This window comes from uncultured Lamprocystis sp. (assembly GCF_903933125.1).
Lineage (GTDB): Bacteria > Pseudomonadota > Gammaproteobacteria > Chromatiales > Chromatiaceae > Thiodictyon.
This window is the reverse complement of sequence record NZ_CAIZIZ010000297.1, coordinates 16,351-39,011: the sequence shown is the minus strand read 5'-3', so window position 1 is coordinate 39,011 and position 22,661 is coordinate 16,351. Positions and strand designations below refer to the sequence as shown.

General features: G+C 71.1%; 37 protein-coding genes. All 37 read right to left on the bottom strand.

Annotation, left to right across the window (positions count from 1 at the left end; translation table 11 throughout):
- Nucleotides 1-548, bottom strand: a 548-nt coding sequence (locus tag QZY03_RS14705) for a hypothetical protein (protein ID WP_295582278.1), incomplete at its 3' end; no start/stop codon positions are given.
- A 64-nt stretch (nt 549-612) separates the two neighbouring features.
- The gene (locus tag QZY03_RS14700) at nt 613-1,062 is read right to left on the bottom strand and encodes a hypothetical protein (protein ID WP_295582276.1); all 450 of its coding nucleotides are present in this window, start codon (nt 1,060-1,062) and stop codon (nt 613-615) included.
- Complete coding sequence (locus tag QZY03_RS14695) at nt 1,059-1,490, bottom strand: DUF1320 domain-containing protein (RefSeq protein WP_295582275.1); 432 nt, start codon at nt 1,488-1,490, stop codon at nt 1,059-1,061. Before QZY03_RS14695 ends, QZY03_RS14700 begins: the two co-directional genes overlap by 4 nt.
- Nucleotides 1,491-1,493: 3 nt before the next feature.
- Nucleotides 1,494-1,709, bottom strand: coding sequence for a hypothetical protein (locus QZY03_RS14690; protein ID WP_295582273.1), 216 nt, complete (start codon nt 1,707-1,709; stop codon nt 1,494-1,496).
- A 2-nt stretch (nt 1,710-1,711) separates the two neighbouring features.
- Nucleotides 1,712-2,002 (bottom strand): HU family DNA-binding protein, encoded by a 291-nt coding sequence (locus tag QZY03_RS14685; protein WP_295582271.1) that lies wholly within the window; start codon nt 2,000-2,002, stop codon nt 1,712-1,714.
- Nucleotides 2,003-2,015: 13 nt separating this feature from the next.
- Nucleotides 2,016-2,981, bottom strand: coding sequence for a Mu-like prophage major head subunit gpT family protein (locus QZY03_RS14680; RefSeq protein ID WP_295582270.1), 966 nt, complete (start codon nt 2,979-2,981; stop codon nt 2,016-2,018).
- A gap of 15 nt (nt 2,982-2,996) precedes the next feature.
- Nucleotides 2,997-3,761, bottom strand: a complete 765-nt coding sequence (locus tag QZY03_RS14675; protein ID WP_295582268.1) for a hypothetical protein — start codon at nt 3,759-3,761, stop codon at nt 2,997-2,999.
- On the bottom strand, nt 3,758-4,864 hold the full coding sequence (locus QZY03_RS14670) for a phage protease (protein ID WP_295582266.1): 1,107 nt from the start codon (nt 4,862-4,864) through the stop codon (nt 3,758-3,760). The genes QZY03_RS14675 and QZY03_RS14670 overlap by 4 nt, the downstream gene beginning before the upstream one ends.
- A 337-nt stretch (nt 4,865-5,201) precedes the next feature.
- Entirely contained in the window at nt 5,202-5,720 is a 519-nt protein-coding gene (locus tag QZY03_RS14665) for a phage virion morphogenesis protein (protein WP_295582264.1), read from the bottom strand.
- Between the two features lie 122 nt (nt 5,721-5,842).
- Nucleotides 5,843-7,090 (bottom strand): phage minor head protein, encoded by a 1,248-nt coding sequence (locus QZY03_RS14660; protein ID WP_295582262.1) that lies wholly within the window; start codon nt 7,088-7,090, stop codon nt 5,843-5,845.
- Between the two features lie 2 nt (nt 7,091-7,092).
- Nucleotides 7,093-7,788 (bottom strand): hypothetical protein, encoded by a 696-nt coding sequence (locus QZY03_RS14655; RefSeq protein ID WP_295582260.1) that lies wholly within the window; start codon nt 7,786-7,788, stop codon nt 7,093-7,095.
- Nucleotides 7,789-7,903: 115 nt separating this feature from the next.
- Entirely contained in the window at nt 7,904-8,113 is a 210-nt protein-coding gene (locus QZY03_RS14650) for a hypothetical protein (RefSeq protein ID WP_295582258.1), read from the bottom strand.
- Nucleotides 8,110-9,906, bottom strand: coding sequence for a DUF935 family protein (locus QZY03_RS14645; RefSeq protein WP_295582256.1), 1,797 nt, complete (start codon nt 9,904-9,906; stop codon nt 8,110-8,112). Before QZY03_RS14645 ends, QZY03_RS14650 begins: the two co-directional genes overlap by 4 nt.
- Nucleotides 9,906-11,417, bottom strand: a complete 1,512-nt coding sequence (locus QZY03_RS14640) for a hypothetical protein (protein ID WP_295582254.1) — start codon at nt 11,415-11,417, stop codon at nt 9,906-9,908. Before QZY03_RS14640 ends, QZY03_RS14645 begins: the two co-directional genes overlap by 1 nt.
- A 2-nt stretch (nt 11,418-11,419) precedes the next feature.
- Nucleotides 11,420-11,680: a hypothetical protein gene (locus QZY03_RS14635; protein WP_295582252.1), complete on the bottom strand. Its 261-nt coding sequence runs from the start codon at nt 11,678-11,680 to the stop codon at nt 11,420-11,422.
- A 199-nt stretch (nt 11,681-11,879) separates the two neighbouring features.
- Nucleotides 11,880-12,440 carry a phage protein Gp27 family protein gene (locus tag QZY03_RS14630; protein ID WP_295582251.1) on the bottom strand — a complete coding sequence of 187 codons (561 nt, stop codon included), beginning with the start codon at nt 12,438-12,440 and terminating at the stop codon, nt 11,880-11,882.
- A 7-nt stretch (nt 12,441-12,447) separates the two neighbouring features.
- Entirely contained in the window at nt 12,448-13,023 is a 576-nt protein-coding gene (locus tag QZY03_RS14625) for a hypothetical protein (RefSeq protein ID WP_295582250.1), read from the bottom strand.
- Nucleotides 13,016-13,474 (bottom strand): hypothetical protein, encoded by a 459-nt coding sequence (locus tag QZY03_RS14620; protein WP_295582248.1) that lies wholly within the window; start codon nt 13,472-13,474, stop codon nt 13,016-13,018. Before QZY03_RS14620 ends, QZY03_RS14625 begins: the two co-directional genes overlap by 8 nt.
- On the bottom strand, nt 13,471-13,728 hold the full coding sequence (locus tag QZY03_RS14615) for a hypothetical protein (protein WP_295582246.1): 258 nt from the start codon (nt 13,726-13,728) through the stop codon (nt 13,471-13,473). Before QZY03_RS14615 ends, QZY03_RS14620 begins: the two co-directional genes overlap by 4 nt.
- Nucleotides 13,721-14,086 carry a M15 family metallopeptidase gene (locus tag QZY03_RS14610; protein WP_295582244.1) on the bottom strand — a complete coding sequence of 122 codons (366 nt, stop codon included), beginning with the start codon at nt 14,084-14,086 and terminating at the stop codon, nt 13,721-13,723. The genes QZY03_RS14615 and QZY03_RS14610 overlap by 8 nt, the downstream gene beginning before the upstream one ends.
- Nucleotides 14,087-14,309: 223 nt before the next feature.
- The gene (locus QZY03_RS14605; RefSeq protein WP_295582242.1) at nt 14,310-14,765 is read right to left on the bottom strand and encodes a Mor transcription activator family protein; all 456 of its coding nucleotides are present in this window, start codon (nt 14,763-14,765) and stop codon (nt 14,310-14,312) included.
- Complete coding sequence (locus tag QZY03_RS14600) at nt 14,762-15,223, bottom strand: phage protein GemA/Gp16 family protein (protein ID WP_295582240.1); 462 nt, start codon at nt 15,221-15,223, stop codon at nt 14,762-14,764. The genes QZY03_RS14605 and QZY03_RS14600 overlap by 4 nt, the downstream gene beginning before the upstream one ends.
- On the bottom strand, nt 15,220-15,864 hold the full coding sequence (locus QZY03_RS14595; RefSeq protein WP_295582238.1) for a hypothetical protein: 645 nt from the start codon (nt 15,862-15,864) through the stop codon (nt 15,220-15,222). The genes QZY03_RS14600 and QZY03_RS14595 overlap by 4 nt, the downstream gene beginning before the upstream one ends.
- Entirely contained in the window at nt 15,861-16,376 is a 516-nt protein-coding gene (locus tag QZY03_RS14590) for a hypothetical protein (protein ID WP_295582237.1), read from the bottom strand. Before QZY03_RS14590 ends, QZY03_RS14595 begins: the two co-directional genes overlap by 4 nt.
- Before the next feature lie 101 nt (nt 16,377-16,477).
- Nucleotides 16,478-17,413, bottom strand: a complete 936-nt coding sequence (locus QZY03_RS14585) for a hypothetical protein (RefSeq protein WP_295582235.1) — start codon at nt 17,411-17,413, stop codon at nt 16,478-16,480.
- Between the two features lies 1 nt (nt 17,414).
- The gene (locus QZY03_RS14580) at nt 17,415-17,696 is read right to left on the bottom strand and encodes a hypothetical protein (RefSeq protein WP_295582233.1); all 282 of its coding nucleotides are present in this window, start codon (nt 17,694-17,696) and stop codon (nt 17,415-17,417) included.
- Nucleotides 17,689-18,381, bottom strand: a complete 693-nt coding sequence (locus tag QZY03_RS14575; protein WP_295582231.1) for a DUF3164 family protein — start codon at nt 18,379-18,381, stop codon at nt 17,689-17,691. Before QZY03_RS14575 ends, QZY03_RS14580 begins: the two co-directional genes overlap by 8 nt.
- Before the next feature lie 87 nt (nt 18,382-18,468).
- Nucleotides 18,469-18,714: a hypothetical protein gene (locus QZY03_RS14570; protein ID WP_295582229.1), complete on the bottom strand. Its 246-nt coding sequence runs from the start codon at nt 18,712-18,714 to the stop codon at nt 18,469-18,471.
- Complete coding sequence (locus QZY03_RS14565; protein ID WP_295582228.1) at nt 18,707-19,057, bottom strand: hypothetical protein; 351 nt, start codon at nt 19,055-19,057, stop codon at nt 18,707-18,709. Before QZY03_RS14565 ends, QZY03_RS14570 begins: the two co-directional genes overlap by 8 nt.
- Nucleotides 19,054-19,284, bottom strand: a complete 231-nt coding sequence (locus QZY03_RS14560; protein WP_295582226.1) for a hypothetical protein — start codon at nt 19,282-19,284, stop codon at nt 19,054-19,056. The genes QZY03_RS14565 and QZY03_RS14560 overlap by 4 nt, the downstream gene beginning before the upstream one ends.
- Nucleotides 19,277-19,651, bottom strand: a complete 375-nt coding sequence (locus QZY03_RS14555) for a hypothetical protein (protein ID WP_295582224.1) — start codon at nt 19,649-19,651, stop codon at nt 19,277-19,279. Before QZY03_RS14555 ends, QZY03_RS14560 begins: the two co-directional genes overlap by 8 nt.
- Nucleotides 19,648-19,800, bottom strand: a complete 153-nt coding sequence (locus QZY03_RS14550; RefSeq protein WP_295582222.1) for a hypothetical protein — start codon at nt 19,798-19,800, stop codon at nt 19,648-19,650. Before QZY03_RS14550 ends, QZY03_RS14555 begins: the two co-directional genes overlap by 4 nt.
- Nucleotides 19,794-20,048 carry a hypothetical protein gene (locus QZY03_RS14545; protein WP_295582221.1) on the bottom strand — a complete coding sequence of 85 codons (255 nt, stop codon included), beginning with the start codon at nt 20,046-20,048 and terminating at the stop codon, nt 19,794-19,796. Before QZY03_RS14545 ends, QZY03_RS14550 begins: the two co-directional genes overlap by 7 nt.
- Complete coding sequence (locus QZY03_RS14540) at nt 20,041-20,649, bottom strand: hypothetical protein (RefSeq protein ID WP_295582219.1); 609 nt, start codon at nt 20,647-20,649, stop codon at nt 20,041-20,043. Before QZY03_RS14540 ends, QZY03_RS14545 begins: the two co-directional genes overlap by 8 nt.
- A 203-nt stretch (nt 20,650-20,852) precedes the next feature.
- Complete coding sequence (locus tag QZY03_RS14535; RefSeq protein WP_295582217.1) at nt 20,853-21,206, bottom strand: XRE family transcriptional regulator; 354 nt, start codon at nt 21,204-21,206, stop codon at nt 20,853-20,855.
- Nucleotides 21,203-21,898: a hypothetical protein gene (locus QZY03_RS14530; protein WP_295582215.1), complete on the bottom strand. Its 696-nt coding sequence runs from the start codon at nt 21,896-21,898 to the stop codon at nt 21,203-21,205. Before QZY03_RS14530 ends, QZY03_RS14535 begins: the two co-directional genes overlap by 4 nt.
- A 4-nt stretch (nt 21,899-21,902) precedes the next feature.
- On the bottom strand, nt 21,903-22,646 hold the full coding sequence (locus QZY03_RS14525) for an AAA family ATPase (protein ID WP_295582214.1): 744 nt from the start codon (nt 22,644-22,646) through the stop codon (nt 21,903-21,905).
- Nucleotides 22,647-22,661 lie beyond the last annotated feature (15 nt).

The following is a 22,661-nucleotide window of genomic DNA, read 5'->3' as shown; positions in this document are numbered from 1 at the left end:
TCGCCGGCCGTCGCGGCCACGGTGTAGCTGGCGATCTTGCTGCCGACCGCAGCGGCGTCGGTGGCCTTGATCAGGCCGTTGACCGCGTCGAGTTCGTACTTGGTGGCGGCGATCAGCACGTCAGCGCCCGCCCCGCCATCGGTTTCCAGCGTGAAGCTCGCGGCGGTGATCCACTGGTCGGGCAGCGGCACCCACAGCCCCAGTACCGTGGTGACGGCGGTGTCCGTGACCGTCTTGGCGTCGACAGCCAACTCGCTGACGGTGGCGCCCAGCGCCAGGGCGATGAAGTTCACCGGCGCGGCATCGAACTCGGCCGCCACGGTGGCCGGCTCGCCAGTCGGGCGGTTGACCACCGCCAGGGCCTGGCCGACGCTGCCATCCATGCGCGAGGAGACGCGGCCGATCTTCTGCTTGGGCGGATCGAACTCCAGTTTGGTGAAGTTGACCGCGTCGTAAAAGCTGGTCGGGCGGGTGTCCCCGACCCAGATGCCGTATTTCATGGCGACGTCCAGGAACAGGAAGCGCCGGGTAGTCAGATCGAGTGCCATTGGAGATCTCGCATAAAGACAAAATGACCGGACGGCCCGCTGCCGCCGGGGCTTGGCGCCGCGCTCAGGCGGTCAGCACGGCCGTCACCTCGAAGGCAAAGGGGTAGTAGGCAAAGGACTCGGTCGCCACATCCGCCCCCGGCGCCGCGGCCAGCGACAGCGGCCCCCATCCGGCCTGCGGCGACCAGCCCATCAGCCCGGTCAGCACCGTGGGGATGACCGGCCCGGCGCGGTCGCGTTGGCGCGCGCCGGTCAGGTCGCCGGCCGCCGCCACCGCAAACACCAGCCCCCAGCGCTGCGTCATCGTGCTGATCGCCCCGCGCGCGTTCGACTGCACGACGGCGGTGCCCAGCGGCACCAGATGCACGGTGTCCACCTGCTGCGCCTGGTCGAGGATGCCGGCCAGGTCCTTGCTCTGCGTCACCCGCCAGCCGGCGGGCAACAGCGTGCGGATGCGGTCCTCCAGCGCCGCGGCGCAACCCCACCAGTGCTCGCGCAGCGGGGTCGCGGTCACAGCCCGCCCTCGGCGCCACGGCCCCAGGCGGCCGGCTCACTGCCCCACTGCACGGCCGGGTCGGCCGGGGGCGGGGCCGCGGTGTCGCCGGCGCCGATGCTCAGCGTGCCGGCGGCGATGCCGGTCAGGGTCTTGATGGCCGCCTCGTACTGGCGCTGCCGGTGTTCGGTCGGGGCCAGGCCGTAGAGCGCGTAGACGGTCAGGATGCCGGCCAGCCGACAGACCGGCGCCGGCACCGTGGTGAGCGGCACGCTCAGGCGCGGCGCCAGATAGGGGTCGATCTCGATCGAGGCCGACACCGCCGCGGCACTCACCGCGGCGGTGTCGATGACGCCCAAGCCGGACGGGTCGGTGAGCTGGAGCAACTCGGCCTCGGTGGTGAGGCGCAGCCGCAGCAGGTCGGCTTGGGTGCAGTAGGGGTGACTCATGGGTCAGGTCCGCCGCCGCCCGGCCTTGGCCGGGCGCGGGGCATCTAAAGGAATGGGGGCGGCCACCGGGGCGAGGAGATACCCCGGATCGGCCGCAATGAGCGCCACTTGCACGGCGGTTAAGTCGGCGTTAACCGGCGTTTCCACCGGCCACACCCGACCGGCCCGGCGCGGGGGGGCGCCGGGCAAGCGGGTGACCTGGTAGCGCGCCGTGGTCATCGTCAGGCCGCCGCGTCCGGGGTCGGCGCCGGCAGGCGCTCGGCCAGGGCCTTGGCCGCCCGGAAGCGCACCACGTGGTGCGCCGGGCGGTCGAAGGCGCGGCCGAAGGTCTTGCCGGTGCGCGCCTCCTTCAGGCGTAGATCGAAGTTGCCGAAGCCGGCCAGGTGCACCGGCTCGCCGCGCGCCAGGGCGTCGGCGACTGTACCCAGGGCGTAGTCGATGCACGCCTTGGCGAAGACCTTGGTGAGGTTCGCCTCGCCCGCCAGGCCGTCAATCAGGTCGGTCTTGGTCATGATGGTTGCTCGATTAGGTCAAGGTAACCAGCACCGCCGACTCCCAGAACCCATAGCCGCCATTGCGCCAGGCGTCGAGGCCGTACTCATGGGCATCCTCGTCGAACTCCAGCGGGCTGCCCTCGGCCTGCGCCTTGATCTGCAAGCCCTGCTCTTCCTGGCGCACCAGCGCCGGGTTCTGGCCATCGGCGCGGAACAGCGCGAAGCGGTCGGTCCAGGTCGCCCGCGGGTCCACCCACAACTCGACTTGGAAGCCGCCCAGGGTGCCCAGCGTGATCAGGGTGTTGGTCACCGACACCGTGTCGGCGATGACGGTGTTGCCGAGCGCGGCGGCGGCCGGCGCCATCAGGTCCAGGCCCACCCGCAGCACGAAGCGCCGCGCCGCGGCGTTGAGCTTGCGGCCCTTGGCGCTCTTGACCGCGAGCAGGGTCTTGATGGCGTAGATGATGGCCGCCGACATTTCGGCCGCGGTCGGCGCCGTGGGGGCGACCACGTCGTAGGTCACGTCGTTGCTTTGGGTGGCGACGTCGCTGGTCGACGGGTCCGGGTGATCGGTGTCGAAGAAGTACTGGCCGTCGTAGCACCGGGCGCTCTCGCCGGCTTCGATCAGGGCCGCGCCCAGGTCCGCCCAGTGCTCGGTGTTGGCCATCGACAGCCCGCTGATGCGCTGGCGGATTTGGCCGGTCTTGTCGCGCCGCAGCCAGGCCACCGGGATGCGGATGGTGGCCTCGAAGTGCTTATTGCGCAGGCTGTAGTTGCTCTCGGAGAGGCCCACGGCCTGACGGCCGCCGATCCACTCGCGCATCTTGGGGGTCTCGCCGATCCAGGCGTAGTCCTCCACCTCCTGGTCGGAGCGCAGGACTTCGGAGTAGACGCGGGCGATCCAGGCCTCGCTGTTGTCGGTCTCGATCGCCTGCTGAATCGCGCCGATGATGGCGCGCGAGGTCGACAGACGGCCGGGGAAGGTAGGAGTCGGCATATCAGAGTCTCCGGGTTACGCCTGCCGCGCCCAAGTGCCCACCAGTTCGGTGACCAGGTAGCCATCGGCGTCGCCGCCGGTGAGCTGCACGCGGTCGCCGCGCTGGGCGGTGGTCTTGGTGTTGATGAGGGACTTCTCATTGGCGCCCGTGATGTCGGGGCCGAGGATCATGTCCGCGCTGTTGGGGCTGATGGTCACCGCCACGGTGCCGAAGGCGCCGCCGTTGACGATGCAGGGGCCGGCCAGGCCGTCGGCGATGGCCGGCAGCGTCACCACTTTGGCGTCGGCGGCCACCCAGAACAGCTTCCCGCAGTCCTCGGCATCGAGCGTCTTGTTGTCGCTGATCGCCTCGCGGACCGACCAGCGGCCGTAGGGGTCGGCGCGGTGCGGGCCGAACTCGACGACGACGATGCCGGCGGCCACCCAACGGCGGATGAGGCCGATGAACACCCCGGCCACGGGGCTGAACTGGAAGGTATCGTCATCGCCGGCATAGACCGGCGCGCCCACGTCGGTGATCACGGCGCCGGCCACCGGCAGTTGCACCGAACCGGACCGGCGCACTTCCACCAGGTCCACCCCCGCGGTGGCCCCGCTGGTGTAAGGGCCGGTGGCGAAGCCGACGAAGCGATCCCCCGCGGCCAGCGGGCGGGCATGGCCGGAGGCCGGCACCAGGCCGACCGCCGCGCCCTCGTAAAGGGTGTCGCTGGCCACCATCGGGTACTGGGCCAGGTCGCCCAACTCGAAGGGCCGGACCTTGTTTGCGGCAAGCGTGGTCATTGGGCGGTGTCTCCGTAGATGCGCACCCGACCCTCGGCCGCCGCGCGCTGGTAAGCATCACGCAACTCGGCGCTGCCGCCGTATTGCTCCAGATCGTCGGTCCCCGCGGCCGCCGCGGCGACACCGGCCGGGGCCTGGCCGCCGGTTTGGGTGCCGGCCAGCGCGGCGAGCGGGGTCAGACCGGGCAGCAGCGCGCTGAGCGCGGCCAGCGTCAGCCCGGCGCAGTGGGTGTCCAGGGCCGAACCGGGCAGCAGCCGCCCATCGGCATGGGCCGCGGCCAGCAGGGTGGCGCGGGTCTGGGTCTCGGCGGCGGCGGTCAACGCGGCCACCTGGCCTTGCAGGTCCGCCACCAGCGCCGGGGTGGGCGCGGCCTGCACCTGGGCGGTCAGCGCCGCGACCTGGGCTTGGGCGTTGCGCAGCAGGTCCGGCAGGGACGCGGCGGCGGTGCCGTCGCTGCCCTGGAGCAGGGGCGTGAGGGCATCCAGCGACCGGACCAGGTCCGCGTCGGTGGACGTGAGCGGCAGTTGGAACAGGTGCAGCACCCGCTCGCGCAGTGCGCCCGACAGGTCGGCCATGGCGGCAGTCTCCTGGGTCAGATGGAAAGAAAGGGAGGACGCCGCGGCCAGCGCGGCCTCCGGCAGGTCGATCGCCGGGTTATTGGTCAGGGCCAGATGCAACAGGTCCATGACCTCGCCGGTCTGCGGGTCAAAGGTGAACACCGGCGACAGATAGCGATACTCGCCGGCGCCGATGGCGGCGGCGGCGCGCTCGGTCCAGTGAATGGCCGCCGTCACGCCCACCGCGGGGTCGAAGGCGACCTCCGGCGGACGCACCCAGCCGGACGCCGGGGCCGGCTGGCCGTTGGTGACGGCGCGCAAGGTCTGGTGTTCGTAGTCGACCACCAGGTCGGCGTGCCGGGCGGCCAGCGCCGCGGCCAAGGTCGCGCCGCGCGCGGCGGACAGGTGCCACGGACCGGACCCGCCCAGCAGCGCCCCGCGCGGGGCGCGGAACGTCCCAGCCGGGAGCAAAACCTGAGCGGCGCCGACCTGGGCCGGGAGGGCCAAGGCGGCGATGGACGGGCGGGCGGTGGTGAGCGATGCCATGACGCCACCCTACCCGCCGCGGGCGCGGGTTTGGGGCCATGCGTTTCAACGATTGCGCGGTCGGCCGTAGGTTGGGGTGACGCAGGAACCCCAACATTCCCGATCACCTTCTAGGAGCCCCGTAGACGCATTCCGGGGGCGGGCGGCGAGTAGGGTAGCGGCCCCCTCCCGTGAGGGGCATTGGAGACGAATTTAAATGGGGTTTAAATGGGGTTCTGGGGTGGGGGTGTGGTCAGCGGTGGGGGTTCTGGGTTCGGGGGTCAGACCGTAGGTTGGGGTGACGAAGGAACCCCAACGATGACGGCGGGGGATGTTGGGGTTCGTTCCTCACCCCAACCTACCGGGCTAACTGGCGCCGGAAGATCGCCACGATCTCGGCGCGGTCGGCGGCGTCGAGCCCCAGGAAGGGCCGCGCCGGGATGTCGCCCCACAGGTGCGGCCACTGCGCGCGGGTGCCGCCAAACTGCTGCATGGCGCCATAGACGCGGTCGGTGCCGACCGCCACCCCGCGGCCGTCGGCGGTGAGTTGGTAGCGGAGGGTATCTTGCAGGATGCCGGAGTCGCGCAGGATCTTCGCGTTGGCCAGCACGGCGCGGCCCTTCTTGGTCAGGCCCCGCTTACCGCGGGTGCCGGCGCGGGCGTCGAGGCGGCGCTGTAGGGTGACGTCGGACAACTGCGGCCAGGGCGTGCCGTCCGGTTCGCGCTGTTGGCGGAAATGCGTGTCGGTGGAACGCAGCAGGTACTCGCCCACGTCGCGCAGGGCACGGGCCGGGGTGTGCAGTTGTTCGATCAGGCGCCCGAGCGCCGCGCGCACTTGGGCGTCGTCGACCGTGATGGTGACGGCGGCGCCGGCCATGGGCTATAGTCCTCGCGTGAGGATGAGGCGCGGAAATTCGGCTTCCACGCGCATGGGACTGTCGCCCGTCGAACCGACCGCGGCGGCTACCGATGGATGGAGGGACGGCCGGCCTCCCATCCTCACAACTCCCCCCTGATCAGCCGTAAGGTCCCATTCGCGACCCGTGCCAGCAGATCGTCGCGTTGCGGGCGATACCCGGAAACGATGACGTTGGCGCGGTCCTTACGCCGGTAATCGAACTCCACCGCGAGCTGCGGGCGACGGGTGGTCGCCTCCGGCAGGATATAGAGCAGATGGCCGCTTGCCTCGTCATAGCAGACCGCCAGCGGCGCCTCCAGCAATTCAGGCAGATACTCCCAGACCTGCGGCGTCAGCGCATCCCCGTCCGCGGCGTGCCGCGCGGCCTTCGGGCCATTGATGGGACCGCTGCCCATCGCGATCTCGGCGGTCTGCGGCAGCGGTTTACCCGCCTGGGCCAGCCAGTTCAGGTCGTCCACATGCAGGGCGCCGACGATCGGTCGCTCGCTCTTGGCGCGCGGATCGGTCGCCAACCGCGTGAGCCAGTCACGATAGTGCGCCGCCTGCTCGGCGGCGATCGCCGGCCGCAGGACCGCGGCCATCTCGGCGCCAATCGGGGCGGGCAGGTCGGCTAAGCGCCGCTCGAACAGATCCCGCAACGGGGCTTTGGCATGGGCGCCGGGCGCATAGTCCCACCCCGGATCAATCCCGTTGGGCACCTGGTGCACCACCCCGCGGGAATCCTTCCAATCGCGCTCGCCATCATCGGGCGCCCGGTCCGGTTCGGCCTTGCCCAGCCGTTCCAGGTCCTGGTCGTTGAGCGCGAACACCCGGCACTTGCAGCCCCAGCCGTTGGGCGGATAGTGGGTCTGCCACCACGGATCATCGGCCGGCAGCACCAGGCCGTCCCACGACTGATGCAGCGGGCGGGGATTGAGCACGCTCTCGCTATGCCGGTATTCCAGGTAGGGCCGATCGGCCTTGACCGCTTGAATCTGCTGCCAGCGCCCGGCGGCGTAGCTGGTGCGCAGGTTGGTCTCGTAGATCACCCGGGTGCGCCAGGCGATGCCTGCCGCGCTGTCGCTGCCGGTGAAGCCGGTCCAGCCGCGGGCCGCCACGATGCGCTCGAAGTCGCGGCGGAACTCCGCCAGGGTGGTGCCGTCCTCAATCCCCTTGCGCACCGCCGCGTGCAGATCGGCCAGCAGATCGGCGCCAGTGGCCCCGGCCACCACGAAGGCGCGGTCGTGGGCGGCGCCCAGCAGATCGTCCCAGCGCTCGGTCGGCAGGTCGAGCTTGTCCTTGAAGAAGGCGATCTGCTCGGCGAAGGGCAGCGAGCCGTAGTCAGCCATGGTCAGCCGCGCCCCAACAGCTTCGCCATCTGGGTCAGCCCCTGGGGCCGGGACCGGGCGGCGGCCGCCGCGACCAGTTCGGGCACGACGCCCAGCGCGGCCAGGCTGACCTCCAGCCCGGCCAACTGCACGCCCAGGGTCGGGTCGGGGTGCGCCTGATACATGGCGGCGACGGTGCGCCGTTCGGCGAGCAGCTCCCGCACCTCGGCCGCGCGCGCGGCGGCCGGATCGGCGGCGCGCGCGGCGCCGGGCTCCGGTTGGTCCTCCCACCGCCGTTCACTCAGCCAGCCTTCAGGGTATTTGCGCACCGCATCGGCGGGCCGCGGGGTGGCGGCGTCCTGCGCGGCGGCCTTGATGATGCGCTGCGCCAGGGCCGCATCGGGCGCCAGTTCCGCCCAGCGGGCGGCGGCGCGCTGTTTGCCCTTCATCACCCCATAGGCGCGGTAGAACCCCTCGAAGGCCGCGGCGTCGGCGGGTGCCAAGGCCCCGACCGCGTCGATGCTGGCGCGGGTGCGCACCGGGCGCGGCACGGTGGCGTCCGCGGTGTAGCCGGCCGCGCTCAGGCGGTCGTAGAGGGCGGCGGCGTGGCGGATGGCGGCATCCAGATCCAGCTTGACGCCGGGCTCGGCGCGGCTGGCCTGTACCAGCAGCAGGGTCGGGGCGTGGTCGCGGATGTAGCGGGCGCGGGGGTCGGTCATGGCCGCGTTAGCCTGTAGGTTGGGGTGACGAAGGAACCCCAACGTGCGGTGGCCGGGGATGTTGGGGTTCCTTCGTCACCCCAACCTACGGCCTCAGTGTCCATGAGCCTGTCCATTAGTGTCCATGAGCCTTCCGCTCGGCCCACAACGGCGCATTCGCCCCCCCGCACGGCTGCCCGGCCTGGATCGCGCCCTGCCACGGTGTCGGCACCTGATAGGCCGGATGGGCACAGACGGCGTCGGTGCCGTGGCGCTGATCGAAGTGGGCGCACCACCAGCAGGAGCGCGGGTGGGTGTGGCGGTGCGGCGCCGGCGTCGGGGTCATTGTCCGTGCTCCAGGTCATAGCGCCCGGCCAGGTCGGCGGCGGTCAGGGCCTCCCCCAGCACGGCGCTGAAGTCGCTCACCGGCAGCCGCGGGTAGAGGGTCAGCAGCCGCTCGCCCGCCGCGGCGAGGTCGAGGCCCTCGGTCAGCGCGGCGTCGAGCGTGGCGCGGATCGGCCCCAGCAGGGCCGTCATCGACGGCTCGGCGGCGCGCGCCAGGGCGGCGGTGTGCTGCTCGGCATAGTCGGGCGGCAGGGTAGCGGGCGCCTGGCTGGCGGCGGCGGTGGCCACGGCCGGGGCGGCGGGGGCGCGGGCACTGTGGGAAATCAGGATCGGCTCGTTACCGGCCGGGGCCGGGATGCCGGTGCGCGCACGTACCCAGGACTCGGGAATGGCCAGCCCGGCGCCGCTGAGCGACTGCATCCCGAGCCCGAAGGCGTTGATGTCTTTGGCCTCCACCGGGGCCGCGGTGGTCGTGGCCGCGTCGGCGCTGGCCGCGTCGGTGCTGTCCGCGGCCGGCCCCAGCGTCAGCTCGTCGCCCACCGGTTCCGGGATGCCGGTCTGCGCGCGCACCCAGGACCACGGAATCATCGCCCCGGCGCCGGCGCGGCTGAGGCGCTCCAGGCTCTGCGAGAAGGCGGTGAGGTCGGCCGGCTCGCGCGTTTCCAGGTGCAGCACCGGGGCGCGGCGCGGGTCATCGGCCAGGCCGTTGAGCACCGCCACCGCATAGACCAGGTCTTGCGTCAGGGTGGCTTGCACTTGGCGGGCGTCGGCGATCAGGAGATCCCGCTTGACCTCCCCTTGCAGATTCGCGACCCCGGACCCCAAGCCGGTGGCGGCCGGGGTCGAGGACAGCGAACCGCCGAGGATCGCCCGGCTGATGCACGCCTCGGCGTGGCTGACCATGGCCATGAAGGGGTCGGCCTGGCCCTCGGCCGCGCTCAGCAGGTCCAGGCGCATGCCCTCGGGCATGATGCCGGCGGCGTGCCGCCCCAGATCGCGCACCGCCCGGAACAGGGCGGCCTTCTCGCCCGTCTCGGCGCCCGCGGGGTAGTAGCCCAGGCGCATCGGCAGGCCGTAGATTTCCAGCCATTCGGCCAGGTCGCGCAGGCTGAACTGGCGCAGCATCCACGGCCAGGCCAGCACCCGGTAGAGGCCGGCGCGGTGCAGGTACCCGGCGCGCGCGGCGTGGCGGTGCACGATCCAGCCCAGCGGCCACAGCGCGGCGCCGTCGCTGCTCTGGTCGCGCAGGCGCAGTTCGGTGCGGGTCGCGCGGTCGAGGCGGAACCAGGACTGGGGCCGGGCGGTGATCTCGGCCGGCAGCCGCGCCCCGGCCGCCGCGGCGGACCAGCGCAGCTCCAGGCACGCAAACCCGTGGCCGGCGGCGTCCATCAGCCCGACGAAGGTATCCTCCAACTGCGGCACGGCAGCGATCAGCTCCCCGACCGCCGCGGCGTTGCGCTTCTCGCGCGCGCTGGGGTTGCGCGGCGGCTCGATCGACCACGGCAGGGTGAGGATGGCGCGCTCGCGCTTGCCCATCTCGGCGTCGAGGTGCGGGTCGCGGTCGCGCATGTCCAGGAACAACTCGGACTGCGCCGCCAGATCCCCGGAGTCGGCGCCCTCCAGCAGCGCGCTCATCCGCTCCGGGGTCAGCCCGTGCACCGGATGGCCGCCCCAGGTGCGGTGCAGGGGGGTCAGTTGGGGGGCGTCGGTCTGGCGCTCGGTCAGGGTCTTGGGGGCCACGGTGCGGCCCAGGGCATCGGCCACCGCGGCGGCGATCCGGGTCAGATAAACCATTAGTACAGCTCCCGTAAGGTGTCGTCAGCGGCGCGCCGCGGATCGTCCCAGTCGGCCCGGTGGCGGGCCGCCCCGCGCGGGACCGCTTCCCAGGCGAGCGGCGCGCCGGGCCGGTCGGCGGCCATATCGGCCAGCAGCCCGGCGATGGCGCTGTCACCGTGACGCTGGCCGCGGGCGTCGGTCTTGCCGTCCGGCACCTTGGGCACGCCGCGCACCAGCTGCACGGCGCGATGGTCTTCGAGCACGTCGTCGTGACGGATCAGGGTGGTGGTGCGATCTTCCAGCCCGGCCTTGTAGCGCGGGAAGGCGTCGCGGTAGATGCCTTCGGTGAATTTGAGCTGCTGCACGCGCAGCCGCCCGAAGCGTTCGGCGGTTTCCTCCGCGAGCTGGGCGCCGTTGCCGCCGGCGTCGAGCGCGGCCCCGGCGAAGCGCGGCAGGTGGTCGAGGGCGTGGTGCAACACTTGGCGCTGCTGGGCGAAGGGCACGTTGTGCAGTTCGATGAGCGCGCGCCAGGTGCGCTGCAAGGTGGCGCCGAGTTCCAGCAGGACGATGGCGGTCATGTCGCCGGAGCGGGCGAAGTCCATCCCGGCGACGTGGCGGCGGGTGCCGTCTAAAGCGGACAAGACCGGGTCACACTGGTCTTTCAGCCAGTCGGCGATGACGCCCGCGCGGGTGCGCTCGGGCGCGGCGTTGAAGGCGGCGTCCCCGCTGAAGCGCAGCAGCGGACCGGAGTCGGCCGCCGCCGGCATACAGGCTTCGATGAGGGTGCGCGGCAGGTAGGTGCCGCCGCCCTGGGCAGGGATGACGAGCAACTCTTCGTCTTCGTTGGGCCGGTAGCGGCGGATCAGGTCGGCGCGCCATTGGGCTTGGGCCAGCAGGCTCCACGGCTGTTCAGTGACCTGGCAGATGCGCTGGTAGAGCCCGTCCACCAGCGCGTCGTCGAGCGTGGTGCGGTGGATGCTGTAGGGGTAGCGGCCGGCGCGCACGTCCTGAATCAGGCCGTTGAAGGGGTTGTCGTCGCCGTTGTGGGTGGACATCAGGTGCACATGGCCGCCCCACATGGTGACCGCCATCGCCGCCTTGAGCATGTCCGCCAGGTCGTCAACGAAGGCGGCCTCGTCGACCACCACCCAGTCACCCGGCCGGCCCTTGGAGCGCAGGTTGCGCGGGTTGTTGCTGAACGCCTGGATGTGGTGGCCGCTGGCGCAAGGGATATCGAACACGTGGATGTCGCGGCCGTCGTCGCGGGTGAGCACCCGCTCGCCGGCCGTGCCCATCGCGGTCTGGAAGGCGCCCGCCCAGGTGCCGCAGTCGCGCACAAAGGAGGCGGTCATGTCCTTGTTGTAGGAGATGTAGTAGACATCGCCGCCGCGCTCGGCGGCGGCCGCGTGCAACACCGCCGCGGCGGCCTCGCCGTAGCTGGCGCCGATGCGCCGGCTCTTCTCCCAGATCTTCACCTGGGTGTGGTCGGCGGCCCAGCGCTGTTGATAGGGCAGGAAGATGGGGGCCATGGTCAGTCCGCGGTCCAGCCGCGTTGCAGCAGATCGCGCGCCGCCACGGCCGCCGCGGCGGCGGTGAGGTGGCGCTCGATCTCAAATTCGAGTTGGTCGATCTTCATCAGGCGCTCGCGTGCCGCGGCGGCCTGGGCCAGGGCGCTGCTGGTTTCACCGCGCGCGCGGCGGATGGCGTCGATCGCCGCCGGCAGTTGCTGCGGGGTAATCCGCGGGACGGCGGCTTGGCGCGGGTATTGGGGGGCATTGCGATCGGGGGTCATGGCCCGCCACTGGGGCGGCGTGGGGTGTCGCGCCGACCGCCGGCCTGGCCCGGATGCGCGTTGAGGCGACAGCGGGGCCGCTGGCACGGGCAGGAGAACACCAGGAGGTGCCGACAACCGGTGCAGGGGTCCGACGTGGCGGTGCCCGGCCGGTCCGCGGCCGGGTCTTGACGGCTTTCCTCATTTTTCACAGGTGGATTCATAACGCCGCCATGATGGCTTCGCGCAACGCCGCAATGCCTTGCGCGCTGACCCCCTGCTGCCGCGCCGCGGTCTCGGCGGCACCGGCCGCGCGGGTGCGTTCCTCCGCACGAATGCTGGCCGCCCATTTGCGCTGGCTGATGCTGGCGCGGGTGAGGTCGGCATGGGCGCGGGCGGCGCGGGCGATCAGGTCGATGCGCGCGGCCGGATCGTCCATCCCTTCGGACTCGTTGAGTTCCATCAGCCGCTCGAACATCTCGGTGCTGAGCAGGCTGGTGACGGCGGCCGATTGCTGCGCCTCGTCATCCGGCGCGGCGGCGGCAATGGCCTGGGCGGCGATGGTGGCGGCTTGGATGCGCGCCACCTTCTGCTTGAGGCCGAGGCCATAGCGCCCGACCGTCTGCATGGACAGCGTCAGGGCCATCCCATGGGCCGCTAACTGGGTATTTAAGGCCACCGTAAGGGCGGCATAATCGGCAAAGCCGCGGTCACGCAACTGGCCATCGAGCCAGGCGCGAATCTCGGTCGGCAAGCGAGGGATCAGCGCGGGCGGCGGCATGGCGGCCTTACCACACCGTAGGGCGCGCAACGCCCTCAATGCCATCGCCTTCCCCGGCCAGGTAGTCGGTGCCGCCGGGCAGGATGCGCCACAGGTCCGGATGGCCCTCGGCGTGACCATCCTCGGCCAGCTCATGTTCGGTCAGGTAGGCCAGGGCGCGGCGCACCGCGGGCTCGGACAGATCCAGGTCGGTGTCGTCGGCCAGCGCGGCGGCGATCAGGCTGACCGGCATCGGCCGGGCGCCGCCCCAGTCGAGCGCTTGCAGGATGCGCAGGCGCAGCAGCCGCAGCGCGCGCACGCGGGTGAGGTCGGCGTCGGGCAGCGCCTCCACCGCATCGACCCCGGCCACCGTGAGGCGGTAGAGCGGCGGCCCGCCGTCACTGGCGCGCCCGGCGGCGATGACCTGATGGCGGTCGCACAGATAGGCCAGGGCGCGGCGCACCTCGTCGGGATCGCCGGTCACGTCCGGGGTCAGCGCCTCGTAGATGAGCCCTGCGCCCAGCGCGCGCGGATAGACCTGGTAGAGGATGAAGAGCACCGCGGCGCGGCGCGCCTTGCTGCGCAGGGTGTCGATGTCAATCATGTGGGGGCCTTGGTGGTGGGCGCTTCCAGCGTGTACGCTTCCAGCGCGTCGGCTTGCAGCTCGTCGACTTCATCACGTAGGTCGTCGATGCATCGTGCAAGCCGGAGGGCGCGCGCAGCTTGTCCAGGAGCTTGTCGAGCTTGATGTTGGTGGAGCCAACGTGCTCCATCCAGGTGTGGCGCGAGACGTAGTTGTCGGCGATGTGTTCCTTGAGGTCGGTCATCTGCTGTTGCAGCGCGATGATCTCGCCGCGGTGCTCGCCACAGACCCGATCACGGATCTGCAGCCGCTCCTGCCACGCCGTTGAGGCATCCTGGCGGCGCGCCTCGGCTTCGACGAAACGCCGGTCCAGATGGTCCGCCATGTCGCGCACCGCCGCCCGCGCCAGCGTCGCGGTCGCCAGGAAGGCGCCGATGATGCTGATCACCAGCGGCCATTCGCCGAGGTTCATGGCGTCGGGCGTCCGATCGGCTGAGTGGCTTGAACGCGCCCGACCAGCGCCAACAGGCCGCCGACCAGGGCCACGCCTTGCAGCACCAAGTCGGTGAGCGCGGCGGCGTCGACCTGGTAGCCGATGACCTGGGCGAGCTGCGCGAGGACCACCATCAGGCCGCCGATGACGCCGCGGCTCTCATACCAGCGCTTGGGCTCAAACGGGTCGAACGGCAGCGCGGGGGGAAGCGGGGGTGGGATGACTTCAACCATGACGGGGCTCCGGGTAGTGGTTGGCAGGCAGTTCAAAGTGCGGGCCGTCTTTGAAGGACTTCCAATCCCCACCCCAGACGAGCGGCAGACTCAGATCCTTGGCGGCCTGTTTCATCGCCACGGCGATGCGCCCGTACAGCGGGTAGGTTGGGGTGACGAAGGAACCCCAACGGGCGGCGGCGGGGGAGGGTGGGGTTCCGTCGTCACCCCAACCTACGGGGCTGCGCACGCCGTCGGTGATCTTGAAGTCGACCGGGGTGAGGGTGATGGCGCGCTCCACGATCCGGATCAGGTCCGGATGCACGCCTTTAAGGCGCTGGCGGGAGGCCGCGGAGAGGACGAAGGGGACGGTGTTCATGCCGTTAGCATGAGGGGTGCGGCGGGGGGAATGGGGCTGTGCGTTTCCCCGATGGTGGGGCCGTCCGTGGCTCCCGGCGGGGGTGCGTTCCTTACCCCAATCGACCGCGGTTGTCTTCCTCGCGAGGAAAGAAAGGAAAGAACGGAAAGGCCGTAGGTTGGGGTGACGAAGGAACCCCAACGGGAGGCGGCGGAGGATGTTGGGGTTCCTTCGTCACCCCAACCTACCCCCGCCGCCGCGCCCGCGCCTCCCTGGCAAACTGCCGCTGCTTGGCCAGGATCACGTGCACCATCCGCACGGTGAGGTTGTGGCGCTTGGCGATGGCGGCGGCGTTGCGCCCATCCCACTCGCAGTGATAGATGTGCCAGTCGCGCGCCGCCCGGTGGATGTGCGCGGCGGACGGCCAATAGTCCCGCCCTGGTCCGACATAGGCGGCGATGGCGACCAGCGCGGCCAGCGCCTGCTCCTGCGGACGGGCGCCGGCCGGCAAGGCGCGCAGACCGGCCACGGCGACTTCGAGGTATTCGACGAAGTGCGCCGGCCAGCGCACTTCATCCTCCGGGATGCGCCCGAGCCGCCGCACCTGGGCCTCCAGCCCGCTGGGCAAGCGCCGCGGTCCGGCCGCGGGGCGCGGGGCCCGGGGCGGGTCTTGCGGCAGCAGGCGGAAGTCGTCGGTCATGGCGGCGGGCTCCGGTCAGGCGGCGGCGGGCGCTTGCCCCGCCGATGCAACGCGGCGATGACACCGCGCAGTTCCACGTCGGTGGTGTGGGCCAGCGGACAGGCCACGGTGGTGTCGGTGATACCGCGCTGGCGGCGCAGGATGGCCTCCGCATAGGCCCAGGGCAAGCGCTGCTCGGCGAGCAGGGCGTTGACCTTGGTGAGCATCGCCCGCCGCTCCATCACCGCCGCCGTGGGACCGCGACCGGCGCGCTTGGGCGCGGTCGGCACCCAGCCGGCCCGCCGGTATTCGGCCAGCAGGCGGTCGCGTTCCATCGCGGTCAGCGCGGCGCTGCTGGTGGTGCGGCCCTGGCTGATGCGCTGGATCTGGGCGCGGTAGGTGGCCTCGTCGAGGCCCAGGTGGGCCTTGGCGATGTGGATCAGGGTGATCTCTTTGGCGCGTAGGTCGGGGCGGTTCATGCTGGGGTCTCCGGGGTCGCGGCCGGCCGCACCGCCAGCCGGTGACACGGGTAGGGGCTGGCGACTGCGCGCCACCCGGCCGGCACCGGCGGCCAGGCGAGCACGGCGAGCAGCCATTGGAACTCCTGGCGGCGGCCGGGCGCCTTGATGACCCGCACCTTCAAGAGCCCCAGCCGCCCCAGCCGCCCCAGGTAGTTGCCGTGCAGGTCGGGGATGGCCGCCCGGGCGTCGGCGTGGAAGAAGGGGGCGGGCTGGCGCAGGCACCAGGCGCGCAAGGCCAGCAATTGGCCGGAGCGCACCGTGCCCGCGGGCGCCGACCCGCGGCGCTGGGCGCCGGGCGGATCGGGGGTGATCGGCTCACGGACGGTTTTGACCGGGTAACTTTTGACCGGGTAACAGCGGTACGGCACGGCTTTGATCGGGTCCCACGACGCGGCGCCGTCCGGATAGCGCACGGCCTTGGCCAATTCTTCCGCGGTGTGCTCGGGCTGTGGTTTGATGGGCATGAAGCTGATCATCTGCCCCAGCACGGCCGGGGAGTAGTCCAGGGCGGCGGCCACGCTGGCTTGGCTCAGCGTCGGGTCTGCGTTGATGGCGGCCTGAACGGCGGCGATCAGGTCGGCGGTGGTGGTGTCGCTCATGACAGCACCGCCAGCGGGATGGCGAGCATCCCGCCCGCGAGGTCGATGTGGATCTCCTCGCGTTTCCAGTAGGTCATCGGCCACGGCCCAACATCCGGATGCGGGACGCGCACGCTCGCCGAGGTCACCGTCCCTACCAGCGTATCCTTGGGCCGCGACGACAGCGACGACAGCTTGTAACCAGTCGCGTCAGTGACGCGGCGCACAACAACCCATGCCCGATCAGCGGTCAGCCCCACCAAGACCCGGTCACCCACGCGCCACCCCATCACCTGCATGGCTGGCAGGTAGAACGACACGATCATCGTCGTGTACTTGTGGTCGGCGGTGGCCTTGGTCGTCGACATGCCCACGAACGCAATGGGGTTCTTGCCGCGCCCGCCATTTCTTCGCCCGAGGCCGCTCCAGTTGATCCCGGTCAAATCCGGTCCAGCCACTGGTGCCGCCACCGTCACCGGCACGCCCCGCGGCGACGCGCTCGGCGCCAGCCCGTAGTTGCTACGCTTGGTCATCTGCTTCACTCCAACTGTTACGCTGTGTTGTGGCCTGCTACGGCCGTTGTGTCCTACTGGACCAGCCCGTCCGGCGGCGGCAACCGCCGGACCCCTCTCCCTCAAATCGCCACCGGCTCTCGCACCAGCGCGGCGGCCGCCGCGGTGAGCGCCGGGAACGGCCCGCCGCCGCCGATGAGTTGCCGCCGCGCCCTGGCACTGAGCCCGGCGCGCCGGGCGGCGGTGTGGGCGCTGTCTACCAGCACCGCGGCGGCGACCGCGGCGCGGCGCAGCGCGCGGTCCAGCGGCAGGGTGCTGTAGCCGGTTTGATTGAGCCGGGCCAACACGGCGCGGCTGACGCAGATCAGGTTGTCGGGGTCCATGCAATGGTACTCATCGGTGTCGAGCAGGAGGATGCAGCCGCCGGGCGGGATCGGCCCGACGTAATCCTGGTAGGTCAGCCGAGTGACGTAGCGCCAGTCCCGCCGCGCCAGCCGGGTGGGGTCGCCGGTACTGTCGCTGACTTTGACCTTCCAGCGGCCGTAGCCGTCTTGGGCGTAGGTGCCGACCGGCAACCAGGTGTGCGGCTGGTTACCGGGCGGGAACTGCGCGGCGATGGTGCTCGGGTGCATGGGCTGACCGGTGCGCCCGGCATTCCACGGCCGGGTGCCGCGCACAAAGCAGCCGCTGCCGCCGGCGCGATAGCCGCGCTTGATGCACACTTGCGCCAGCGCATCCGGGCCGACCACGCGCCCGAAGCGCGCGGCGAAGGCGGCGGCCAGCGCGGGCTGGGGATACTGCGCCCGGTGGGTGCGCAGCCAGTCCAACTCCGCATCGGTGTAGACGCGGCTCATCTGCCCCTCACGCGCCTCGCCGGGGCGCAGGCCGGGCGGGCGCCCGGAACTGATGCCATGACGGTAGAGGATGGACTTGAGGGTGACCAGGCCGTCGCTGCGGCCCCAGCGCCGGTTCCAGCGCGGCAGCAGGTCGACCAGGCGGTCGACCCGATACGCTTGGCGCAACCACTCCAGCATCTCCGCTGTGTAGTGGCGCCCCATGTCAGCGCCCGCCGCTGATCATGTGCGGCCGCGGCGGGCTGGCGTCGGCGCCGCCGCCGAGGCCGAGCACGCTGGGGCCGGGCTCGCCGGCCAGGAAGTCGGCGCGCGCCTTGGCGGCGTCCACCGCCAGGCGGCCGGCGGCGATGATCTCGCGCGCGGTGTGGCCCATGGCGCCGGCGCGGGCGATTTCGGCGTGCAGGGCCGCGTCGTCGAGTTGGGGGTCGTTGAGCCGTGCGAGCTGCGTGAACAGGTGATCGGTGAGGGTTTCCAGCGTGTTAGCCATGGGTGGTCTCCGGGGCCGGCGCGGGCACGGCCGGGGCGATGGCGCTGAAGTCCAACGGCAGTTGCCGCCAGGGTTGGGTGATGTCGTCGCGCTCATAGGCGCGGAAGTAGGTCACCGAGCCTTGCGCCTGCAAGCTGTCGCGGATGGCTTGCTGGGCGTTGCGCCAGCGCGGGTCGTCGATCTTGACGGCGACGAAGTCCAACAGCCGCGCGACGTTCAACTGCCCGGTCTTGGTGTTGCGGCGGAAGGCGCGGTCGACGATGGCGATCAGCGCCGGGCCGGCTTCGCGGGTGGCATCGGCCAGGTAGTCCCGCACCAGGGCCTCGGCGGCGTGGATCTGCTCGCCGACCACCACGCGGTCGGCGCTGACCCGCTCGATCTTGGCGCGGCCGTTGTAGCTGACCAGCGCGCAGTTGCCGTTGCTGCCGGTGATGTCGACGTCGTAGTCACTGGCCACCAGGGCGACGTGTTCCGCGACCCGGGTGAGCAGTTGGGCCTTCAGGGCGGCCAGGTCGGCATGGGTGGTCCGCACCATGCCCAGCAGTCCGTGCACCAGCTCGTTGCGCAGCAACTCGGCGTCGGGGATGTTGGCCAGCGGCACCAGCCGGTCATGGGCGTCGGCCAGGTAGCCGGCGGGGATGGCGGGGATGGCGGGGGCGGCAGCGGTCAGGGTCAGGTCAGTCATGTCAGAGGCTCCAGGTGAGGATGAGAAACAGCGCCGCGACCAGCGCGAGGTCGGCGCACCAACAGGTCAGGGTGAACAGCGGGCGGCTCATGGCGCCACCGCCGTGCCCACACCGCTGTCGACCACGTGCCCGTAGAGATCCATCCACTCGGTGAGGTCATCGCGCAGGATGGCGGCGCGGCGCTGATGCCACTCGCGCTGCACGCTGGGCGGGTAATGCCGGGCACAGGCGCTGTGCAGGCCGATCAGCGCCAGATAGCCGGACTGGATTTCGGCATCCAGGCCGTTGCGGGCCAGGTTGCTGAGGTCGTAGGCGCTTGCGGATTCAGTCATGCTGACCTCCGGCCAGGCGGGCGCGGCGTTGGATGGCCTTCATCATGGCGTCGGTGACGGGCGTCAGCGCCGGGTGCAGGTCCATGATCGGCGCATAGCGGGGGCACCAACTGCCGCGGCGGGTCACCAGCTGGCTCATCCGGGCGCACGTTGGAGACGCGCTGCGCCCGGCGGTCAGGTCGGGTTCGGTGAGGTGCGCGCAGCTCGCGCAGCCATCCGCCGCGGGAATCGCGGTCGGGTCCTGCGCGGGCAAGCGCCGGCGTTGGTCGGCGGCGGTCGGCGGCAGCCAGCCGGCTTCGTAGCGGATTTGTGCGGCGATGGTGCCGTATTTGTCGGCTTTCATGGGTGGCTCCAGGAGGTGGTGATCTGCCCGCTCGGCCGGGCGGTAAGCAAGACGATCTGCGCGCCATCACGGCTGGCGCGCTCGGCCGCCGCCATGGCGAGCAGACAGTCGCGATAGATCGGGCTGTCGGGGTGGACCGCGGCCGGCCGCGGCGGCCAGCGCCGGGCACTGAGCCCGCGCGGGCGCGCCGGCCAGTGGTGGCGCCGATGACGACGGGGGCTAGCCATGGGCCACCGCCGCCGCGCGCGGGCCGACCATCCACATCGGGGGCCGCGGTAGGTCCGCATGGGTCGGCCGCCACCAGTGCAGGCAATAAGGGTGACAGTTCACGTAGTCGCTGGCGGGCGGGCGGAACTGGATCACCGTGTCTTCCGGATCCCAGAACAGCGCGGCGACTTCGGCCATCTCGTCCCAGGTCGGGCAGCGGTCCACGTGGCTGACGCTGACGTGTTCCCAACCGCCCTCGCTGGAGGCGATGGCGAACAGGCCATCCCTGCCCACGCGCAGCAGGAAAGCGCCGTTGTTGCCGTCCGCGCTCGACGAGGCCAGTTTGCCGACCCGGATGCGGTCGGCTTCGGGCACGTGAAAGCTCATGGCCGCACCTCCAGGGCATCGGGCCCGGCGGTGGACAGCGCGCCCGCGTCGTCGCGCGCCTCCACCACCCGCTGCGCGAGCGCCCGTGGGTCCGGTGCCCCGGCCAGGAGGGTGGCCAGCGGATGGCCGGCCGGCCACAGGATCAGCACCAGGGGGTGTCAGGCGGGATCGCTTGCACGTCTTCCAGGCGCTGCAGGCGTTGTAACATCTGCCCGCTCTGGGGATCGCACGTCGTGGTCGCGGTGAGATAGCCGGCGGTGATGGCCCCGGCGTGCAGCCCGTAGTTGCCTTCGCCATCCAGGGCATAGACGATCGGGGTGGCGTCGCCGAGCAGGGCGGCGTAGCCGGTGAGAGTGTCGCGCAGGGCGCGCAGGGTGAGGGACGGTGCGCTAGCCATGGTCCACCTCCGATCCTCCGGCCGGGGGGGCGGCGGGCCGGCCGGCCGCCCGCTCGTCGCACCACCCCCGCAGCATCGACTGGACCAGGGCGTCGACCCCGTGCACGTGGCGGATGACGCGCTCTTCGCGCTGCCGCCGCGTCGGCACCCCCGGCGGCGCGGCGCCGCCCGGCGGGTCGGCGCACTGACGCCTGCGCAGGCACAGCACCAACTGCGCGATCGGCTCGCGATAGCAACCGAGCAACTGCTGCAGCGCCTCCTGTTGGCGTTGGGCGGCGGCCAACGCTGTTAACGTCACCAGCAGCGACTCACACTGCGTCTGCTCCCCGTTCAGGGCACTGAGCCGCTCCACCAGCAACTGCGCCAGCAACTGCGCCTCCGCTGGCCCGGCCGCATTGGCCGCGCGGCACAGCCGCCCGTAGGGGTTGGCATCGGGGCAGTCCGGCGCCCCGCCCGCCGCGGCGGCGCCGGCGTCAGTGGCGGGCGCCGGCGGCGCAACGCCCTGCGCTGACGACGCTACCGCGGCATTCACGGGCCAGCACGCCCAGTCCGTGGTCGTGTTGGTCAACTCCTCGTCCAGGTGCACTCCAAATTCTGTCACACTCGCCTCCCGCGGCCAGTCACCGCGTCAGCACCGCGCCAGACCTTCGTCCGTGCTGCACCGTCCCCTATCGCCTAAGCGCCAACACCCTCATTAGAGAGGGCACGCCAGGCCGTGAAGGTAGACGGCCGTTCGGGAGCGACCCTAGGCGTGCCCAAAATCGTGCTCAGTCGAGGCGGTTGTCCATTGCCTTTAACCCTCGATTAATCGCTGTCTAAACGGCTGTTGGGGCAGCCGTTGCGGCAGGCGCGGTAGAGCATGACCCGCAGCGGATTGACGGTCGAAAAGGGGGCGTGCTGATTGGCATCGCAGCGGTCGGTGGTGATGTCGCCGAGCACCGGGCACCACACGGTCACGCCACCGTAGAGGCCATCCACCAAGAGCTGCAGACGCGCCGTGCGGCCGGGATAGCAGCCGTTGAGGACCTGGGAGATGAGGGTCCCGGAGGGGAAGCGGCAGCCGCTGGCCGCGCGCAACTGGCGCACCACCCGCGCTTGGGAGGTCTGTTCGCACTCCCAGCGCAGGCGCTCTAGCCAGAGGTTGGACGGGTCGCTCATCTGCTTTCTTGCGGGCTGGACTCGGTTGTACTTGGGTCTGCAGCCGGCCGCCTGGGCGCGCGGGTGCGCCGCGCCGCCGGGCGTGCCGCAGCCGTGGGGATCGCTTGCCCGTCGACGGTGCTGTAGGTCGTGCCCGTGTTGGGGTCGAAGACCCGCTTGCCGGCCTGGATCTGCGGTGGCAGCGGCCCATTCCAGCGGCTCTGCACCAGGCGCCACTGACCCGGTTTGAGACGGTGCAGGAAACCGGCGCGGGTCAAATTGCCGGCATAGTTCTCGGCCTCGCGATCGGGCACGTGATGGACCGTGGAACTGGCGTGGATAGCCAGTTCGCGCGCCGTAAAGGGGCCGTGCATGACGCGCATCAGCCACCACATGGATGCACGGCCGGAGCCCAGGAGGACCGCACTGCCATCAGCGCGCACCCGCGGTGCCATCGCCCCGCAGTCGTGCACCAGTGACCAGGCGCCGCCGCGGCCCGGCGTCTCCTGGGTCGCCAGGATGCCGGCCGCGGTCAGGGCGCGCAGGTAGCGGCGAATACCGCAGGTATCGTGGAAGCCATGCATCTCCCCCACAATCGCGGGCACGGTGATGACGCTGCCGGCTTTTGCCAGCGCTCGCACGGCCGCCCATACCCGCGGGCGGAGTTCCCCGACGTGCGGTACTGCCACACCGAATGCACGTGGGTGGTTCATCAGGTCAGGCCCGGTGCGGCTCGCCGCTGATCAGTTGCCGCTCGCCCCAGCGCGCCAGGTCGACCCGGTCCCACCCGAGCGGCCGGGCGATGTTGCGGATGCGGTTGACGTTCACCGCCACCCGCCGGGTGCAACCGGCCACGGTGGCGTTGATCTGGTCCAACAGGTCGTCGGCGATCACCACCTCCGGGCAGTACAGGTCGGCGAGCAACCGGCAATCGTTCGCGCTCGCCGGCTGCGCCTCGATCCAGTGCAACACCCGCGAATGCACCGTTTCGTTCCTGGACTTGAGGGTGCTGGACAGCCCCTCTTCGCCGATGAGCAGAATCGGGGCCATGGACCCCTCGTAGAGGTCCATAAAAATGTTCGCCTTGCCTTTGTCGACCAGATAGTCCGCCTGGTCGATGATCAGTGGCCGCCGGGAGTCAGCCAGCGACTCGCACACCTGGTCCATCAGTTTGGAGATGGTCTGCCCCGGCTGGGCTGGCCCCATCAGGCTCAGGATCTGGGTCAGCAAGTGCTTGACCGTCCATACCGACTTCATCGCCACGTAGTACGCCATGTACTCCCCGGTCAGGAAGTAGGCGGCGCTGGACTTGCCGTAGCCGGCGCGCCCGTAGAGGCACACCAACCCCGGCAGACTCTCCTCGCGCACCTGGGTGTCCACCAGGGCGGTGGCGGTCAGGTTGACGTTGGTCAGCGGGGCAATCGTGCGTCCGGAGCCGACCGGCTTGTTAAACTGTGTCATAATCTGACTTCTAAA

Coding starts and splice junctions, on each gene's coding strand:
- QZY03_RS14695 (WP_295582275.1), bottom strand. CDS start 1,490: ATGAGTCACCCCTACTGCACCCAAGCCGACCTGCTGCGGCTGCGCCTC.
- QZY03_RS14690 (WP_295582273.1), bottom strand. CDS start 1,709: ATGACCACGGCGCGCTACCAGGTCACCCGCTTGCCCGGCGCCCCCCCG.
- QZY03_RS14685 (WP_295582271.1), bottom strand. CDS start 2,002: ATGACCAAGACCGACCTGATTGACGGCCTGGCGGGCGAGGCGAACCTC.
- QZY03_RS14680 (WP_295582270.1), bottom strand. CDS start 2,981: ATGCCGACTCCTACCTTCCCCGGCCGTCTGTCGACCTCGCGCGCCATC.
- QZY03_RS14675 (WP_295582268.1), bottom strand. CDS start 3,761: ATGACCACGCTTGCCGCAAACAAGGTCCGGCCCTTCGAGTTGGGCGAC.
- QZY03_RS14670 (WP_295582266.1), bottom strand. CDS start 4,864: ATGGCATCGCTCACCACCGCCCGCCCGTCCATCGCCGCCTTGGCCCTC.
- QZY03_RS14665 (WP_295582264.1), bottom strand. CDS start 5,720: ATGGCCGGCGCCGCCGTCACCATCACGGTCGACGACGCCCAAGTGCGC.
- QZY03_RS14660 (WP_295582262.1), bottom strand. CDS start 7,090: ATGGCTGACTACGGCTCGCTGCCCTTCGCCGAGCAGATCGCCTTCTTC.
- QZY03_RS14655 (WP_295582260.1), bottom strand. CDS start 7,788: ATGACCGACCCCCGCGCCCGCTACATCCGCGACCACGCCCCGACCCTG.
- QZY03_RS14650 (WP_295582258.1), bottom strand. CDS start 8,113: ATGACCCCGACGCCGGCGCCGCACCGCCACACCCACCCGCGCTCCTGC.
- QZY03_RS14645 (WP_295582256.1), bottom strand. CDS start 9,906: ATGGTTTATCTGACCCGGATCGCCGCCGCGGTGGCCGATGCCCTGGGC.
- QZY03_RS14640 (WP_295582254.1), bottom strand. CDS start 11,417: ATGGCCCCCATCTTCCTGCCCTATCAACAGCGCTGGGCCGCCGACCAC.
- QZY03_RS14635 (WP_295582252.1), bottom strand. CDS start 11,680: ATGACCCCCGATCGCAATGCCCCCCAATACCCGCGCCAAGCCGCCGTC.
- QZY03_RS14630 (WP_295582251.1), bottom strand. CDS start 12,440: ATGCCGCCGCCCGCGCTGATCCCTCGCTTGCCGACCGAGATTCGCGCC.
- QZY03_RS14625 (WP_295582250.1), bottom strand. CDS start 13,023: ATGATTGACATCGACACCCTGCGCAGCAAGGCGCGCCGCGCCGCGGTG.
- QZY03_RS14620 (WP_295582248.1), bottom strand. CDS start 13,474: ATGAACCTCGGCGAATGGCCGCTGGTGATCAGCATCATCGGCGCCTTC.
- QZY03_RS14615 (WP_295582246.1), bottom strand. CDS start 13,728: ATGGTTGAAGTCATCCCACCCCCGCTTCCCCCCGCGCTGCCGTTCGAC.
- QZY03_RS14610 (WP_295582244.1), bottom strand. CDS start 14,086: ATGAACACCGTCCCCTTCGTCCTCTCCGCGGCCTCCCGCCAGCGCCTT.
- QZY03_RS14605 (WP_295582242.1), bottom strand. CDS start 14,765: ATGACCGACGACTTCCGCCTGCTGCCGCAAGACCCGCCCCGGGCCCCG.
- QZY03_RS14600 (WP_295582240.1), bottom strand. CDS start 15,223: ATGAACCGCCCCGACCTACGCGCCAAAGAGATCACCCTGATCCACATC.
- QZY03_RS14595 (WP_295582238.1), bottom strand. CDS start 15,864: ATGAGCGACACCACCACCGCCGACCTGATCGCCGCCGTTCAGGCCGCC.
- QZY03_RS14590 (WP_295582237.1), bottom strand. CDS start 16,376: ATGACCAAGCGTAGCAACTACGGGCTGGCGCCGAGCGCGTCGCCGCGG.
- QZY03_RS14585 (WP_295582235.1), bottom strand. CDS start 17,413: ATGGGGCGCCACTACACAGCGGAGATGCTGGAGTGGTTGCGCCAAGCG.
- QZY03_RS14580 (WP_295582233.1), bottom strand. CDS start 17,696: ATGGCTAACACGCTGGAAACCCTCACCGATCACCTGTTCACGCAGCTC.
- QZY03_RS14575 (WP_295582231.1), bottom strand. CDS start 18,381: ATGACTGACCTGACCCTGACCGCTGCCGCCCCCGCCATCCCCGCCATC.
- QZY03_RS14570 (WP_295582229.1), bottom strand. CDS start 18,714: ATGACTGAATCCGCAAGCGCCTACGACCTCAGCAACCTGGCCCGCAAC.
- QZY03_RS14565 (WP_295582228.1), bottom strand. CDS start 19,057: ATGAAAGCCGACAAATACGGCACCATCGCCGCACAAATCCGCTACGAA.
- QZY03_RS14560 (WP_295582226.1), bottom strand. CDS start 19,284: ATGGCTAGCCCCCGTCGTCATCGGCGCCACCACTGGCCGGCGCGCCCG.
- QZY03_RS14555 (WP_295582224.1), bottom strand. CDS start 19,651: ATGAGCTTTCACGTGCCCGAAGCCGACCGCATCCGGGTCGGCAAACTG.
- QZY03_RS14545 (WP_295582221.1), bottom strand. CDS start 20,048: ATGGCTAGCGCACCGTCCCTCACCCTGCGCGCCCTGCGCGACACTCTC.
- QZY03_RS14535 (WP_295582217.1), bottom strand. CDS start 21,206: ATGAGCGACCCGTCCAACCTCTGGCTAGAGCGCCTGCGCTGGGAGTGC.
- QZY03_RS14530 (WP_295582215.1), bottom strand. CDS start 21,898: ATGAACCACCCACGTGCATTCGGTGTGGCAGTACCGCACGTCGGGGAA.
- QZY03_RS14525 (WP_295582214.1), bottom strand. CDS start 22,646: ATGACACAGTTTAACAAGCCGGTCGGCTCCGGACGCACGATTGCCCCG.